This is a genomic window from Streptomyces harbinensis (assembly GCF_900116145.1).
GTDB classification, from domain to species: Bacteria; Actinomycetota; Actinomycetes; order Streptomycetales; family Streptomycetaceae; genus Streptomyces; species Streptomyces carpaticus.
Window position 1 is genome coordinate 59,348 of the sequence record NZ_FPAB01000007.1, and the last position, 16,130, is coordinate 75,477.

The window sequence follows — 16,130 nt, forward strand, 5'->3', positions numbered from 1 at the left end:
CGCCTGCGCCGGGGCGTTTGTTGTGTACAGCCCCTTCCGTGCGGTCCGACATCCCGGAAGGAGGGCCGAGGTTCATGGCGAGCCCCGACAAGGTCACAGCCGTCGCGGAGATCAAGGAGAAGTTCGAGAACTCCAACGCGGCGGTTGTCACCGCGTACACCGGTCTCACCGTGGCGCAGCTGAAGGACCTGCGCCGTTCTCTCGGTGAGAACACTCAGTACCACGTGACGAAGAACACGCTGACCAAGATCGCGGCCAACGAGGCCGGGATCGCGGAGCTGGACGAGCACCTCACGGGCTCGACGGCGGTCGCCTTCATCACCGGTGACCCGGTGGAGGCGGCGAAGGGTCTGCGCGACTTCGCGAAGGCCAACCCCGCCCTGGTGATCAAGGGCGGTGTTCTCGACGGCAACGCGCTCAGCGCCGAAGAGATCAACACCCTCGCGGACCTCGAGTCCCGCGAGGTTCTGCTCGCCAAGCTGGCCGGCAACATGAAGGCGTCCATGGCCAAGGCCGCGGCGACCTTCCAGGCCCCGCTCACGGAGTTCGTCCGCACCGTGGACGCGCTGCGCGAGAAGGCCGAGCAGGGCGGTGCCGGTACGCCGGCTCCCGCCGAGGCCGAGTCCGCCGAGTAATCACGGCGTTCGGTCACAGCGGGCCCGCGAACGCCCGCCGAGAAACATCATCCCGGCACCAGCCGACTTAGTGGAAGGACCGCCCACCATGGCGACCAAGCTGACCCAGGAAGAGCTGCTGGAGCAGTTCGAGAACCTGACCCTGATCGAGCTCTCCGCGCTGGTCAAGGCCTTCGAGGAGAAGTTCGACGTCAAGGCCGCCGCCCCGGCCGCCGTCGCCGTCGCCGCCCCCGGTGGTGCCGGTGGCGCCGCCGAGGCCGCCGAGGAGAAGGACGAGTTCGACGTCGTCCTGACCGGCGCCGGCGACAAGAAGATCCAGGTCATCAAGGTCGTGCGTGAGCTGACCTCGCTGGGCCTGAAGGAGGCCAAGGACCTGGTCGACAACGCGCCGAAGCCGGTCCTGGAGAAGGTCGCGAAGGACGCCGCGGAGAAGGCCAAGGAGTCCCTCGAGGGCGCCGGCGCCTCCGTCGAGGTCAAGTGACCTCCCGGGTCCGCTGACCCGCTGATCCTCCGGGATCACCCTGAGTCCACATGACTCAACCGAGGGCGATCACCCAGTCGGGTGGTCGCCCTTCGGCGTTGTGGTGACGACTTGGCCACCTGCCGCGATCGGCAGGTATGGTGATCTTCGGTTGTCGACAGGCCCTTCGGGGGCCTTGACGAACTGCTCCCGGCACGCGATTCTCAGGTCGCGTCGCACATCGGTCCCTGATTCGAGGCATGGATCGCTGGCGAAGCGGGAAAGGTTGCGGCAGACGGGTCCGCACCCGGCGACCGAGGCAGCCGGAAGCGGGCGCGAGGGTACAGCGAGGGTGGCGCCTTGTTGGTGTGGCGGAGGCATTGGACATCAGTGGGTCTTGTGACTACACTGACCCTTTGCGCTGCCTAGCTGCCTCCTGCCCGTCACCAGGGGGGCGGGTATGCGCGCAGAGAGTCCGAGCCCTCGGAAGGACCCCCTCTTGGCCGCCTCGCGCAATGCCTCGACAACCAGTACGACTAATGGCACCAGCACCGCACCACTGCGTGTCTCTTTTGCGAAGATCAAGGAGCCTCTCGAGGTTCCGAACCTTCTGGCGCTGCAAACCGAGAGCTTTGACTGGCTGCTCGGCAACGACGCCTGGAAGGGTCGCGTCGAGGCCGCGCTGGAGAGTGGGCAGGACGTCCCCACCAAGTCCGGTCTGGAGGAGATCTTCGAGGAGATCTCCCCGATCGAGGACTTCTCCGGGTCGATGTCCCTGACCTTCCGCGACCACCGGTTCGAGCCGCCGAAGAACTCCATCGAGGAGTGCAAGGAGCGCGACTTCACCTACGCCGCGCCGCTCTTCGTCACCGCCGAGTTCACGAACAACGAGACCGGTGAGATCAAGTCCCAGACGGTCTTCATGGGCGACTTCCCGCTCATGACCGACAAGGGCACCTTCTGCATCAACGGCACCGAGCGCGTCGTCGTGACGCAGCTGGTCCGTTCCCCCGGCGCCTACTTCGACAGCACGATCGACAAGACGTCGGACAAGGACCTCTTCTCCGCCAAGATCATCCCGTCCCGGGGTGCCTGGCTGGAGATGGAGATCGACAAGCGCGACATGGTCGGCGTGCGCATCGACCGCAAGCGCAAGCAGTCCGTCACCGTGCTGCTGAAGGCGCTCGGCTGGACCTCCGACCAGATCCTGGAGGAGTTCGGCGAGTACGAGTCGATGCGGGCCACCCTGGAGAAGGACCACACCCAGGGCCAGGACGACGCGCTGCTGGACATCTACCGCAAGCTCCGCCCGGGCGAGCCGCCGACCCGCGAGGCCGCGCAGACCCTGCTGGAGAACCTGTACTTCAACCCGAAGCGGTACGACCTGGCCAAGGTCGGCCGGTACAAGATCAACAAGAAGCTGGGCGGCGACGAGCCGCTGGACGCCGGCGTCCTCACGGTCGAGGACATCGTCGCCACGATCAAGTACCTGGTCCGGCTGCACGCCGGTGAGACCGAGACCGTCGCCCCCAGCGGGCGGACGATCATCGTCGAGACCGACGACATCGACCACTTCGGCAACCGCCGTCTGCGCAACGTCGGCGAGCTGATCCAGAACCAGATCCGCACCGGTCTGGCCCGGATGGAGCGCGTGGTCCGCGAGCGCATGACCACGCAGGACGTCGAGGCCATCACGCCGCAGACGCTGATCAACATCCGGCCGGTCGTCGCCTCCATCAAGGAGTTCTTCGGCACCAGCCAGCTGTCGCAGTTCATGGACCACACCAACCCGCTCTCCGGGCTGACCCACAAGCGCCGTCTCAACGCGCTGGGCCCCGGTGGTCTGAGCCGTGAGCGGGCCGGTCTGGAAGTCCGTGACGTGCACCCCTCGCACTACGGCCGCATGTGCCCCATCGAGACCCCCGAAGGCCCGAACATCGGTCTGATCGGCTCGCTGGCGGCGTTCGCGCGGATCAACGCCTTCGGTTTCGTGGAGACCCCGTACCGCAAGGTCGTCGACGGTGTGGTCACCGACGAGGTGAACTACCTGACCGCCGACGAGGAGGACCGCTTCGTCATCGCGCAGGCCAACGCCAAGCTGACCGACGACTACCGGTTCGCCGAGGCCCGCGTCCTGGTGCGCCGCCGTGGTGGGGAGATCGACTACATCCCCGGCAGCGAGGTCGACTACATGGACGTCTCGCCGCGCCAGATGGTGTCGGTCGCGACCGCCATGATCCCGTTCCTGGAGCACGACGACGCCAACCGCGCGCTCATGGGCTCGAACATGATGCGCCAGGCGGTGCCGCTGATCAACGCCGAGGCTCCGCTGGTCGGCACCGGCATGGAGTACCGCTGCGCCACCGACGCGGGCGATGTCATCCGGGCCGAGCAGAACGGCGTCATCTCCGACGTCTCCGCCGACTACGTGACGATCGCCAACGACGACGGCACCCACGTCACGCACCGGCTGTCGAAGTTCACCCGCTCCAACCAGGGCACCTGCGTCAACCAGAAGGTCCTGGTCGAGGAGAACGAGCGCGTGGTGACCGGCCAGGTCATCGCCGACGGCCCCTCCACCGACCGCGGTGAGATGGCGCTCGGCAAGAACCTGCTGGTCGCGTTCATGCCGTGGGAGGGCTACAACTACGAGGACGCGATCATCCTCTCCCAGCGTCTGGTGCAGGACGACGTCCTCTCCTCGATCCACATCGAGGAGCACGAGGTCGACGCCCGGGACACCAAGCTGGGCCCCGAGGAGATCACCCGGGACATCCCGAACGTCTCCGAGGAGGTGCTCGCCGACCTGGACGACCGCGGCATCATCCGCATCGGTGCCGAGGTCGAGGCCGGCGACATCCTGGTCGGCAAGGTCACCCCGAAGGGCGAGACCGAGCTGACCCCCGAGGAGCGGCTGCTGCGCGCGATCTTCGGTGAGAAGGCCCGCGAGGTGCGCGACACCTCGCTGAAGGTGCCGCACGGCGAGACCGGCAAGGTCATCGGGGTGCGCGTCTTCGACCGCGACGAGGGCGACGAGCTGCCCCCGGGCGTAAACCAGCTGGTCCGGGTGTACGTCGCGCAGAAGCGCAAGATCACCGATGGCGACAAGCTGGCCGGCCGGCACGGCAACAAGGGTGTCATCTCCAAGATCCTCCCCGTGGAGGACATGCCCTTCCTGGAGGACGGCACCCCGGTCGACATCATCCTCAACCCGCTGGGCGTCCCCTCCCGGATGAACCCCGGCCAGGTGCTGGAGATCCACCTCGGGTGGCTCGCCTCGCAGGGCTGGAAGGTGGAGGGCACCGAGGAGGAGTGGAAGCAGCGGCTCGCCGCGATCGGCGCCGACGAGGTCGCCCCCGGCACCAACGTCGCCACCCCGGTGTTCGACGGTGCCCGCGAGGACGAGATGGCCGGGCTCTTCGAGTCCACCATCCCCAACCGCGACGGCGACCGGCTGGTGCTGCCCACCGGCAAGGCCCGGATGTACGACGGCCGCTCCGGCGAGCCGTTCCCGGACCCGATCTCGGTCGGCTACATGTACATCCTCAAGCTGCACCACCTGGTCGACGACAAGCTGCACGCCCGCTCGACCGGCCCGTACTCCATGATCACCCAGCAGCCGCTCGGCGGTAAGGCCCAGTTCGGTGGCCAGCGCTTCGGTGAGATGGAGGTGTGGGCCCTGGAGGCGTACGGCGCCGCCTACGCGCTCCAGGAGCTGCTGACCATCAAGTCCGACGACGTGACCGGCCGCGTGAAGGTCTACGAGGCCATCGTCAAGGGCGAGAACATCCCCGAGCCCGGCATTCCCGAGTCCTTCAAGGTGCTCATCAAGGAAATGCAGTCGCTCTGCCTCAATGTGGAGGTGCTGTCCTCGGACGGTATGTCCATCGAGATGCGTGACACCGATGAGGACGTCTTCCGCGCGGCGGAGGAGCTTGGCATCGACCTGTCCCGGCGCGAGCCGAGCAGCGTCGAAGAGGTCTGACGGGCCCGACCGGAAGGGTCCGTGCCCTTCCGGTCCCCCCACCCGGACCCCGACAGACCATTGACTCACGACACTGAGAGGGATTGACGAGAGTGCTCGACGTCAACTTCTTCGACGAACTGCGGATCGGCCTGGCCACCGCTGACGACATCCGTCAGTGGTCTCACGGCGAGGTCAAGAAGCCGGAGACCATCAACTACCGCACCCTCAAGCCCGAGAAGGACGGCCTCTTCTGCGAGAAGATCTTCGGCCCGACCCGGGACTGGGAGTGCTACTGCGGCAAGTACAAGCGCGTCCGTTTCAAGGGCATCATCTGTGAGCGCTGCGGCGTCGAGGTGACCCGCGCCAAGGTGCGCCGTGAGCGGATGGGCCACATCGAGCTGGCCGCGCCCGTCACCCACATCTGGTACTTCAAGGGCGTGCCCTCGCGGCTCGGCTACCTGCTGGACCTGGCGCCGAAGGACCTGGAGAAGGTCATCTACTTCGCCGCGTACATGATCACGTACGTGGACGAGGAGCGCCGCACCCGGGACCTGCCCTCGCTGGAGGCGCACGTCTCCGTGGAGCGCCAGCAGATCGAGCAGCGCCGCGACGCCGACCTGGAGGCCCGCGCCAAGAAGCAGGAGTCGGACCTCGCCGAGCTGGAGGCCGAGGGCGCCAAGGCGGACGTCCGCCGCAAGGTGCGCGAAGGCGCCGAGCGGGAGATGAAGCAGCTGCGCGACCGCGCCCAGCGCGAGATCGACCGCCTGGACGAGGTGTGGAACCGCTTCAAGAACCTCAAGGTCCAGGACCTGGAGGGCGACGAGCTGCTCTACCGTGAGCTGCGCGACCGCTTCGGCACCTACTTCGACGGCTCGATGGGCGCCGCGGCGCTCCAGAAGCGCCTGGAGACCTTCGACCTCGACGAGGAGGCCGCCCGGCTGCGGGAGATCATCCGCACCGGCAAGGGCCAGAAGAAGACCCGCGCCCTCAAGCGGCTGAAGGTCGTCTCCGCGTTCCTCCAGACCAGCAACAGCCCCAAGGGCATGGTGCTGGACTGCGTCCCGGTCATCCCGCCGGACCTGCGTCCGATGGTGCAGCTGGACGGTGGCCGCTTCGCGACCTCCGACCTGAACGACCTGTACCGCCGGGTCATCAACCGGAACAACCGCCTCAAGCGGCTGCTCGACCTCGGTGCCCCCGAGATCATCGTGAACAACGAGAAGCGGATGCTGCAGGAGGCCGTCGACGCGCTGTTCGACAACGGCCGCCGCGGCCGGCCGGTCACCGGCCCGGGCAACCGTCCGCTCAAGTCGCTGTCCGACATGCTCAAGGGCAAGCAGGGCCGCTTCCGGCAGAACCTGCTGGGCAAGCGCGTCGACTACTCGGCCCGTTCCGTGATCGTCGTCGGCCCTCAGCTGAAGCTGCACCAGTGCGGTCTGCCCAAGGCGATGGCGCTGGAGCTGTTCAAGCCGTTCGTGATGAAGCGCCTGGTCGATCTGAACCACGCGCAGAACATCAAGTCGGCCAAGCGCATGGTCGAGCGCCAGCGCACCGTGGTGTACGACGTCCTCGAAGAGGTCATCGCCGAGCACCCGGTGCTGCTGAACCGCGCGCCGACCCTGCACCGTCTTGGCATCCAGGCCTTCGAGCCGCAGCTGGTCGAGGGCAAGGCCATCCAGATCCACCCGCTGGTGTGCACCGCCTTCAACGCGGACTTCGACGGCGACCAGATGGCCGTCCACCTGCCGCTGTCGGCGGAGGCGCAGGCCGAGGCCCGCATCCTGATGCTGTCCTCGAACAACATCCTCAAGCCGGCCGACGGCCGGCCGGTGACCATGCCCACCCAGGACATGGTGCTGGGCCTGTTCTTCCTCACCACCGACGAGGAGGAGCGCGAGGTCCGCGGCGAGGGCCGGTCCTTCGCGTCCACCGCCGAGGCGATCATGGCGTTCGACGCCGGGGAGCTGTCGCTCCAGGCGAAGATCGACATCCGCTTCCCGATCGGCTCGGTGCCGCCCCGGGGCTGGACCCCGCCGGCCCCGGCCGAGGGCGAGGGCGAGTGGCAGCCGGGCGACAGCTTCCGGATGCGCACCACCCTGGGCCGCGCGCTCTTCAACGAGCTGCTGCCCGAGGACTACCCGTTCGTCGACGGCTCGGTGGGCAAGAAGCAGCTCTCCCAGATCGTCAACGACCTGGCCGAGCGCTACCCGAAGGTCGTCGTCGCGGCCACCCTGGACAACCTGAAGTCCGCCGGTTACTACTGGGCCACCCGCTCCGGTGTCACCGTCGCGGTCTCCGACATCGTCGTTCCCGATGCCAAGAAGCAGATCATCGCGGACTACGAGGCCCAGGACGAGAAGATCCAGAAGCAGTACGAGCGCGGTCTGATCACCAAGGACGAGCGCACGCAGGAGCTCATCGCGATCTGGACCAAGGCGACCAACGAGGTCGCCGAGACCATGAACGAGAACTTCCCGAAGACCAACCCCATCTTCATGATGGTGGACTCCGGGGCCCGCGGAAACATGATGCAGATGCGTCAGATCGCGGGTATGCGTGGTCTGGTGTCCAACGCGAAGAACGAGACCATCCCGCGTCCGATCAAGGCGTCCTTCCGTGAGGGCCTGTCCGTGCTGGAGTACTTCATCTCCACGCACGGTGCCCGTAAGGGTCTGGCGGACACCGCGCTGCGTACCGCCGACTCCGGGTACCTCACCCGGCGTCTGGTGGACGTCTCGCAGGACGTCATCATCCGCGAGGAGGACTGCGGCACCGAGCGCGGCCTCAAGCTGGACATCGCGGCCAAGGGTGCCGACGGTGTGCTGCGCAAGGCCGACAACGTCGAGTCCAGCGTGTACGCGCGCTGCCTCGCCGAGGAGATCGTCGTCGACGGCAAGGTGCTGGCCCCGGCCGGCACCGACCTGGGCGATGTGCTCATCGACGAGCTGGTGCGGCACGGCGTCCAGACGGTCAAGACCCGCTCCGTGCTCACCTGTGAGTCGGCGGTCGGCACCTGCGCCATGTGCTACGGGCGTTCGCTGGCCACCGGCAAGCTGGTGGACATCGGCGAGGCGGTCGGCATCATCGCCGCCCAGTCGATCGGTGAGCCCGGTACCCAGCTGACGATGCGGACCTTCCACACCGGTGGTGTGGCCGGTGAGGACATCACCCAGGGTCTGCCGCGTGTGGTCGAGCTGTTCGAGGCCCGGCAGCCCAAGGGTGTCGCGCCGATCTCCGAGTCGGCGGGCCGGGTGCGGATCGAGGAGACCGAGAAGACCAAGAAGGTCATCGTCACGCCGGACGACGGCACCGACGAGACCTCCTACCCGGTCTCCAAGCGGACCCGGCTGCTGGTCGGCGAGGGCGACCACGTGGTGGTCGGCCAGCCGCTGACCCTCGGCGCGGCCAACCCGCACGACGTGCTGCGGATCCTGGGCCAGCGCGCCGTCCAGATCTACCTGGTCGGCGAGGTCCAGAAGGTCTACAACTCGCAGGGTGTGGCCATCCACGACAAGCACATCGAGATCATCGTCCGGCAGATGCTGCGCCGGGTGACGATCATCGAGTCGGGCGACGCGGAGCTGCTGCCCGGTGAGCTGGTGGAGCGCTCGAAGTTCGAGAGCGAGAACCGCCGCGTGGTGGCGGAGGGCGGTCACCCGGCCTCCGGCCGTCCGCAGCTGATGGGTATCACCAAGGCGTCGCTGGCCACCGAATCGTGGCTGTCGGCGGCGTCCTTCCAGGAGACGACCCGGGTGCTCACCGACGCGGCGATCAACGCCAAGTCGGACTCCCTGATCGGCCTCAAGGAGAACGTGATCATCGGTAAGCTCATCCCGGCCGGTACGGGCCTGGCCCGGTACCGCAACATCCGGGTGGAGCCGACCGAGGAGGCGAAGGCGGCGATGTACTCGGCTGTCGGCTACGACGACATCGACTACTCCCCCTTCGGCACGGGCTCCGGCCAGGCGGTCCCGCTGGAGGACTACGACTACGGCCCGTACCAGGGCTGAGCCGGTCGCAGGCGCACCCGCCGGGCGGCTTCCCCTTCGGGGGGAGCCGCCCGGCGGCGTTCGGGGCGGGATTCCGGCCGGCCGGCCAGGGAGAATGTGTGGGGCAGGTCACAGCGATACCCCGGGGTGTCGGTGACCGGAGATAGTGGTTTTGACCGTTGGCCGTGGGGTAGGTACGCTCAGACCTTGTGCCTGGGGTGTTCCGTGCGCTCTTTTTCGCGGGGCGTCAGTCGGAACTCCGGGATCTGCGTTCTCTTCCCGCGCTCTCGCGGGGGTCATGCAGTCTCCGACACGCCCGACCGCGTGGGTCGGTCGCCGTGTTCCAGGTTAGCTTGACGAGTCGGCACACAGAACTGGAGAAATGGTGCCAACGATCCAGCAGCTGGTCCGCAAGGGCCGGCAGGACAAGGTCGAGAAGAACAAGACGCCCGCGCTCAATGGGTCCCCCCAGCGCCGTGGCGTCTGCACGCGTGTGTTCACCACCACGCCGAAGAAGCCGAACTCGGCGCTGCGCAAGGTGGCCCGTGTGAAGCTCAGCAGCGGGATCGAGGTCACCGCCTACATCCCGGGCGAGAACCACAACCTTCAGGAGCACTCCATCGTGCTGGTGCGCGGTGGCCGTGTGAAGGACCTGCCGGGTGTCCGTTACAAGATCATCCGTGGTTCGCTGGACACCCAGGGTGTCCGCAACCGCAAGCAGGCCCGCAGCCGCTACGGCGCCAAGAAGGAGAAGTAAGCAATGCCTCGTAAGGGCCCTGCCCCGAAGCGCCCGGTCCACGTCGACCCGGTCTACGGCTCTCCTCTGGTGACCTCCCTGATCAACAAGGTGCTGCTGAACGGCAAGCGCTCCACCGCGGAGCGCATCGTCTACGGCGCCATGGAGGGTCTGCGGGACAAGACCGGCAACGACCCGGTCATCACGCTCAAGCGTGCCCTGGAGAATGTGAAGCCGACCCTCGAGGTCCGCTCCCGCCGGGTCGGTGGCGCCACCTACCAGGTGCCGGTCGAGGTCCGCCCCGGCCGTTCCTCCACCCTCGCGCTGCGCTGGCTCGTGGGCTACTCGCGGGCGCGCCGCGAGAAGACCATGACCGAGCGCCTGATGAACGAACTGCTCGACGCCTCCAACGGCCTCGGCGCGTCCGTCAAGAAGCGCGAGGACACCCACAAGATGGCCGAGTCCAACAAGGCCTTCGCGCACTACCGCTGGTAGTCGCTACCCCATCGAGACCGAGAGAACTGAAGCCTTATGGCTACCACTTCACTTGACCTGGCCAAGGTCCGCAACATCGGGATCATGGCCCACATCGACGCGGGCAAGACGACGACCACCGAGCGCATCCTGTACTACACCGGTGTGAGCTACAAGATCGGTGAAGTCCACGACGGTGCTGCCACCATGGACTGGATGGCGCAGGAGCAGGAACGCGGCATCACGATCACGTCCGCCGCGACCACCTGTCACTGGCCGCTCGATGGCGTCGACCACACCATCAACATCATTGACACCCCCGGTCACGTCGACTTCACGGTCGAGGTGGAGCGTTCGCTGCGCGTGCTCGACGGCGCGGTCACGGTCTTCGATGGTGTCGCGGGTGTGGAGCCGCAGTCCGAGACCGTCTGGCGGCAGGCGGACCGGTACGGCGTGCCGCGGATCTGCTTCGTCAACAAGCTCGACCGCACCGGCGCGGACTTCCTGCGCTGCGTGGACATGATCGTGGACCGGCTGAACGCCGTGCCGCTGGTCATGCAGCTCCCCATCGGGGCCGAGTCGGACTTCAAGGGCGTCATCGACCTTGTCAAGAACAAGGCTCTGGTGTGGTCCGAGGACACCAAGCTGGGCGAGATGTACGACACCGTCGACATCCCGGCCGACTACGTGGATCAGGCGGAGGAATACCGCGCCAAGCTGATCGAGGCCGTCGCGGAGAACGACGAGGAGGTCATGGAGCTGTACCTGGAGGGCGAGGAGCCCACCGAGGAGCAGCTGTATGCCGCCATCCGTCGTATCACCCTCGCCTCCACCGGTGGCGCCGACGCGACCACCATCACCCCGGTCTTCTGCGGTACCGCGTTCAAGAACAAGGGCGTGCAGCCCCTGCTGGACGCCGTGGTGCGTTACCTGCCCACGCCGCTGGACATCGAGGCCGTCGAGGGTCACTCCCCGAAGGACCCCGAGGAGGTCGTCACCCGGAAGCCTTCGGAGGACGAGCCGCTGGCGGCCCTGGCGTTCAAGATCGCCAGCGACCCGCACCTCGGCAAGCTGACCTTCATCCGGGTGTACTCCGGCGTCCTGACCGCGGGCACCCAGGTGCTCAACTCGGTCAAGGGCCGCAAGGAGCGCATCGGCAAGATCTACCGCATGCACGCCAACAAGCGTGAGGAGATCGAGCGGGTGGGCGCCGGCGACATCGTCGCGGTGATGGGTCTGAAGCAGACCACCACCGGTGAGACGCTGTCCGACGCCACCAACCAGGTCATCCTGGAGTCGATGGACTTCCCGGCCCCGGTCATCGAGGTCGCCATCGAGCCCAAGACCAAGGGCGACCAGGAGAAGCTGGGTGTCGCCATCCAGCGGCTGGCCGAGGAGGACCCGTCCTTCCAGGTCGCCACCAACGAGGACACCGGCCAGACCATCATCAAGGGGATGGGCGAGCTCCACCTCGACGTGCTGGTCGACCGGATGCGCCGTGAGTTCAAGGTCGAGGCCAACGTCGGCAAGCCGCAGGTCGCCTACCGGGAGACCCTGCGGAAGGTCGTCGAGAAGCACGACTACACGCACAAGAAGCAGACCGGTGGCTCCGGCCAGTTCGCCAAGGTCCAGATCTCCCTGGAGCCTCTGGAGGGCGACGGCTACGAGTTCGAGAACAAGGTCACCGGTGGCCGCATCCCCAAGGAGTACATCCCTTCGGTGGACGCGGGCGCCCAGGAGGCGATGGAGTTCGGCGTGCTCGCCGGCTACCCGCTGACGGGTGTCAAGGTGATCCTGCTCGACGGTGCGTACCACGACGTGGACTCCTCCGAGATGGCCTTCAAGACCGCCGGTATCCAGGCGTTCAAGGAGGCCGCGCGGAAGGCCGGTCCGGTGCTGCTGGAGCCCCTGATGGCCGTCGAGGTCACCACGCCCGAGGACTACATGGGCGATGTGATCGGTGACCTGAACTCCCGCCGTGGCCAGATCCAGGCCATGGAGGACCGTAGTGGCGCCAAGGTCGTCAAGGCCCTGGTTCCGCTGTCGGAGATGTTCGGGTACGTCGGCGACCTGCGCAGCAAGACCTCGGGTCGCGCGAGCTACAGCATGCAGTTCGATTCCTACGGTGAGGTTCCGCGGAACGTCGCCGAGGAGATCATCGCGAAGGCCAAGGGCGAGTAACCCTTAAGCTGGAGCAACACGGTATAGGGGGCATTTTGCCCCCGCACCAGCCCCGATAAGCGAACTGGTCTAGGGCGTCCCCCTAGGGGTCCTGGCCGGTTCGGTACGACCACCTGGAACCCCCGCACCGTGCGGGGGCGTACAGCACCAGTCCACAGGAGGACCCCAGTGGCGAAGGCGAAGTTCGAGCGGACTAAGCCGCACGTCAACATCGGCACCATCGGTCACATCGACCACGGTAAGACCACTCTTACCGCGGCGATCACCAAGGTGCTGCACGACGCGTACCCCGAGCTGAACGAGGCCTCGGCCTTCGACCAGATCGACAAGGCTCCCGAGGAGCGCCAGCGCGGTATCACCATCTCCATCGCGCACGTCGAGTACCAGACGGAGAGCCGGCACTACGCTCACGTCGACTGCCCGGGTCACGCCGACTACATCAAGAACATGATCACCGGTGCTGCCCAGATGGACGGCGCCATCCTGGTCGTGGCCGCCACCGACGGCCCGATGCCGCAGACCAAGGAGCACGTGCTCCTGGCCCGCCAGGTCGGCGTTCCGTACATCGTTGTCGCCCTGAACAAGGCCGACATGGTGGACGACGAGGAGATCCTGGAGCTCGTCGAGCTCGAGGTCCGGGAGCTGCTCAACGAGTACGAGTTCCCCGGCGACGACACCCCGGTCGTGAAGGTCTCCGCGCTGAAGGCGCTGGAGGGCGACAAGGAGTGGGGCCAGTCCGTCCTCGACCTGATGAAGGCCGTCGACGAGGCCATCCCGCAGCCCGAGCGTGACGTGGACAAGCCGTTCCTGATGCCGATCGAGGACGTCTTCACGATCACCGGTCGCGGTACGGTCGTCACCGGCCGTATCGAGCGTGGTGTCCTGAAGGTCAACGAGACCGTCGACATCATCGGCATCAAGGAAGAGAAGACCACCACCACGGTGACCGGGATCGAGATGTTCCGGAAGCTGCTGGACGAGGGTCAGGCCGGTGAGAACGTCGGTCTGCTGCTCCGCGGTGTCAAGCGCGAGGACGTCGAGCGCGGCCAGGTCATCATCAAGCCGGGCTCGGTCACCCCGCACACGGAGTTCGAGGCGACGGCGTACATCCTGTCGAAGGACGAGGGTGGTCGCCACACCCCGTTCTTCAACAACTACCGTCCGCAGTTCTACTTCCGTACCACCGACGTGACCGGTGTGGTGACCCTCCCCGAGGGCACCGAGATGGTCATGCCGGGCGACAACACCGAGATGAGCGTCCAGCTGATCCAGCCGGTCGCCATGGAGGAAGGCCTGAAGTTCGCCATCCGTGAGGGTGGCCGGACCGTCGGCGCCGGCCAGGTCACCAAGATCAAGAAGTGACCTGAGTCGCACCCGCGTACCGGGGCCCGTTTCCACCGCACGGTGGGGACGGGCCCCGGTCGTGTGTGCGGGCGGGTAAGCCGTTCGGCGCGTATTTCGACCGTTCGCCGAGTGTCCGGGTCCTGGTCGCTGTGGGGTGAGTGTGACCCTCCTTACATTTGGGGCCGCTCAGCCCCCGACCGACCCACAGGAGCCCGTCGATGACGACGACGCAACCCGTTCCCGACGCAGGCGAGCCGCCGGGCGACGATCTGGAGACCCGCTCGGCCGCGATGCACGACGACCCCCGGTTCCAGGAGTTGCGCGGACGGTTGCTGCGCTTTGTGGTGCCGGCGAGCATCGCCTTCCTCGCCTGGTACACGCTGTACGTCCTGATGTCCGGCTACGCCCGCGGCGTGATGTCCACCAAGGTGATCGGCGACGCCAACGTGGCGCTGATCTTCGGACTGCTCCAGTTCGTGACCACGTTCGGGATCGCCATTCTCTACTCCCGGTACGCCAACCGCCGGCTCGATCCGCTGGCCGATGAGCTGCGCGACGAGCTGGAGAGCGAGGGCCGGTCATGATCACGATGGCACGCGAGGTGTCCGCCGAGGGCCGGCTGATCACCGTCATCCTCTTCTCGGTCCTGATCGCCGTCACGCTCGGCATCACCATCTGGGCCAGCCGGCAGACCAAGTCGGCGACCGACTTCCACTCCGGGGGCCGCGGCTTCTCCGGTATCCAGAACGGCTTCGCGATCGGCGGCGACTACATGTCGGCCGCCTCCTTCCTCGGCATCGCCGGCATGATCGCCCTGTACGGCTACGACAGCTTCCTCTACTCGATCGGCTTCCTGGTGGCCTGGCTGGTGGCGCTGCTGCTGGTCGCGGAGCTGCTGCGGAACTCGGGCCGGTTCACGATGGCGGACGTCGTCTCGTACCGGATGAAGCAGCGGCCGGTGCGCACCGCGGCCTCGGTCTCCACGCTCACCGTCTCGATCTTCTATCTGCTGGCGCAGATGGTGGGCGCGGGCGCCCTGGTGGCGCTGCTGCTGGGGATCTCCCCGGGCGAGACGTATCTGGGGATGAGCGCGGACGTCGCCAAGATCGTCGGCATCGTGACGGTCGGCCTGCTGATGATCGTGTACGTGTCCTTCGGCGGGATGAAGGGCACCACCTGGGTGCAGATCGTCAAGGCCGTCATGCTGATGACCGGCGCCGCGATGCTGTGTCTGCTGGTGCTGTCGATCTACAACTTCAACTTCGGCGCGCTGATGGACGACGCGGCGAAGGCCAGCGGTGTCGGCGACGCCTTCCTGGAGCCCGGCCAGCGGTACGGGGTGGAGGTCGCGGGCGACGCCTGGCAGACGATGGTCAACAAGCTGGACCTGATCAGCCTGGGCCTGGCCCTGGTGCTGGGGACGGCCGGGCTGCCGCACATCCTGATCCGCTTCTACACGGTGCCGGACTCCAAGGCAGCGCGGAAGTCCGTCAACTGGGGCATCGGGCTGATCGGTACCTTCTACCTCTTCACCCTGATCCTCGGTTTCGGTGCGGCGGCGCTGGTGGGCAAGGAGGCCATCACCACGCAGGACGCGGCGGGGAACGCGGCGGCGCCCCAACTGGCGGAGGAAGTGGGCATCCACTTCGGTGGCGACTTCCTGGGTGCCGTGCTGCTGGCCCTGATCGCGGCGGTCGCGTTCGCCACGATCCTCTCCACGGTCGCCGGGCTGACCATCGCGTCCTCCTCCTCGCTGGCGCACGACTTCTACAACAGCGTGCTGCGGCGGGGGAAGGCGAGCGAGCAGGAAGAGGTCAAGGTGGCGCGGTTCGCCGCGATCGGGGTCGGGGTGGTCGCCATCGTGCTGGCGATCTTCGCCCAGAGCCTGAACGTGGCGTTCCTGGTGGCGCTGGCCTTCGCCATCGCGGCTTCGGCGAACCTGCCGACGATCGTGCTGAGCCTGTTCTGGAAGCGGTTCAACACCGCGGGCGCGGTGGCCGGCATCTACGGCGGTCTGATCAGCGCGGTGGGCCTGGTGTTCTTCTCGCCGGTGGTGTCCGGGAAGCTCAACGCGGACGGGGAGAGCGCCTCGCTGTTCCCCAAGGGGGTGGACTTCGCCTGGTTCCCGCTGGAGAACCCGGGGCTGGTGTCGATCCCGGTGGGGCTGCTGTGCGCGATCATCGGCACGCTGCTGTCCAAGGAGAAGGACGATGTGAAGTTCGCCCGGCTCCAGGTGCGGGCGCTCACCGGGGCCGGCGCGGAGCGCGCGGCGAAGGACTGAGGGCCTCCGTCGGCTCTGACGTGCACCTGACTTTCCGCAGCTAGCCGGGCACTTCCCCACAAG

At 67.0% G+C, this 16,130-nt stretch carries 10 protein-coding genes; all 10 read left to right on the forward strand.

The window, feature by feature from the left end:
* Positions 1–74 precede the first annotated feature (74 nt).
* The 10 genes from rplJ to BM385_RS19490 all read left to right on the forward strand — a co-directional run bounded on the left by rplJ (position 75) and on the right by BM385_RS19490 (position 16,067).
* Complete coding sequence (gene rplJ / locus BM385_RS19445; protein WP_019433394.1) at positions 75–635, forward strand: 50S ribosomal protein L10; 561 nt, start codon at positions 75–77, stop codon at positions 633–635.
* 88 nt (positions 636–723) lie between these two features.
* Positions 724–1,116, forward strand: a complete 393-nt coding sequence (rplL, locus tag BM385_RS19450) for a 50S ribosomal protein L7/L12 (RefSeq protein WP_019433395.1) — start codon at positions 724–726, stop codon at positions 1,114–1,116.
* A gap of 478 nt (positions 1,117–1,594) precedes the next feature.
* Complete coding sequence (rpoB, locus tag BM385_RS19455; protein WP_093843843.1) at positions 1,595–5,080, forward strand: DNA-directed RNA polymerase subunit beta; 3,486 nt, start codon at positions 1,595–1,597, stop codon at positions 5,078–5,080.
* A 92-nt stretch (positions 5,081–5,172) separates the two neighbouring features.
* Complete coding sequence (locus BM385_RS19460; protein ID WP_019433397.1) at positions 5,173–9,072, forward strand: DNA-directed RNA polymerase subunit beta'; 3,900 nt, start codon at positions 5,173–5,175, stop codon at positions 9,070–9,072.
* Positions 9,073–9,436: 364 nt separating this feature from the next.
* Entirely contained in the window at positions 9,437–9,808 is a 372-nt protein-coding gene (gene rpsL / locus BM385_RS19465) for a 30S ribosomal protein S12 (RefSeq protein WP_026047363.1), read from the forward strand.
* 3 nt (positions 9,809–9,811) lie between these two features.
* On the forward strand, positions 9,812–10,282 hold the full coding sequence (rpsG, locus tag BM385_RS19470) for a 30S ribosomal protein S7 (RefSeq protein WP_019433399.1): 471 nt from the start codon (positions 9,812–9,814) through the stop codon (positions 10,280–10,282).
* A 36-nt stretch (positions 10,283–10,318) separates the two neighbouring features.
* On the forward strand, positions 10,319–12,442 hold the full coding sequence (fusA, locus tag BM385_RS19475; RefSeq protein ID WP_019433400.1) for an elongation factor G: 2,124 nt from the start codon (positions 10,319–10,321) through the stop codon (positions 12,440–12,442).
* Between the two features lie 168 nt (positions 12,443–12,610).
* Positions 12,611–13,804, forward strand: coding sequence for an elongation factor Tu (gene tuf, locus BM385_RS19480; RefSeq protein WP_019433401.1), 1,194 nt, complete (start codon positions 12,611–12,613; stop codon positions 13,802–13,804).
* Between the two features lie 200 nt (positions 13,805–14,004).
* Positions 14,005–14,370: a DUF485 domain-containing protein gene (locus tag BM385_RS19485; RefSeq protein ID WP_019433402.1), complete on the forward strand. Its 366-nt coding sequence runs from the start codon at positions 14,005–14,007 to the stop codon at positions 14,368–14,370.
* Positions 14,367–16,067 carry a monocarboxylic acid transporter gene (locus BM385_RS19490; protein WP_093843844.1) on the forward strand — a complete coding sequence of 567 codons (1,701 nt, stop codon included), beginning with the start codon at positions 14,367–14,369 and terminating at the stop codon, positions 16,065–16,067. The genes BM385_RS19485 and BM385_RS19490 overlap by 4 nt, the downstream gene beginning before the upstream one ends.
* Positions 16,068–16,130: the final 63 nt, after the last annotated feature.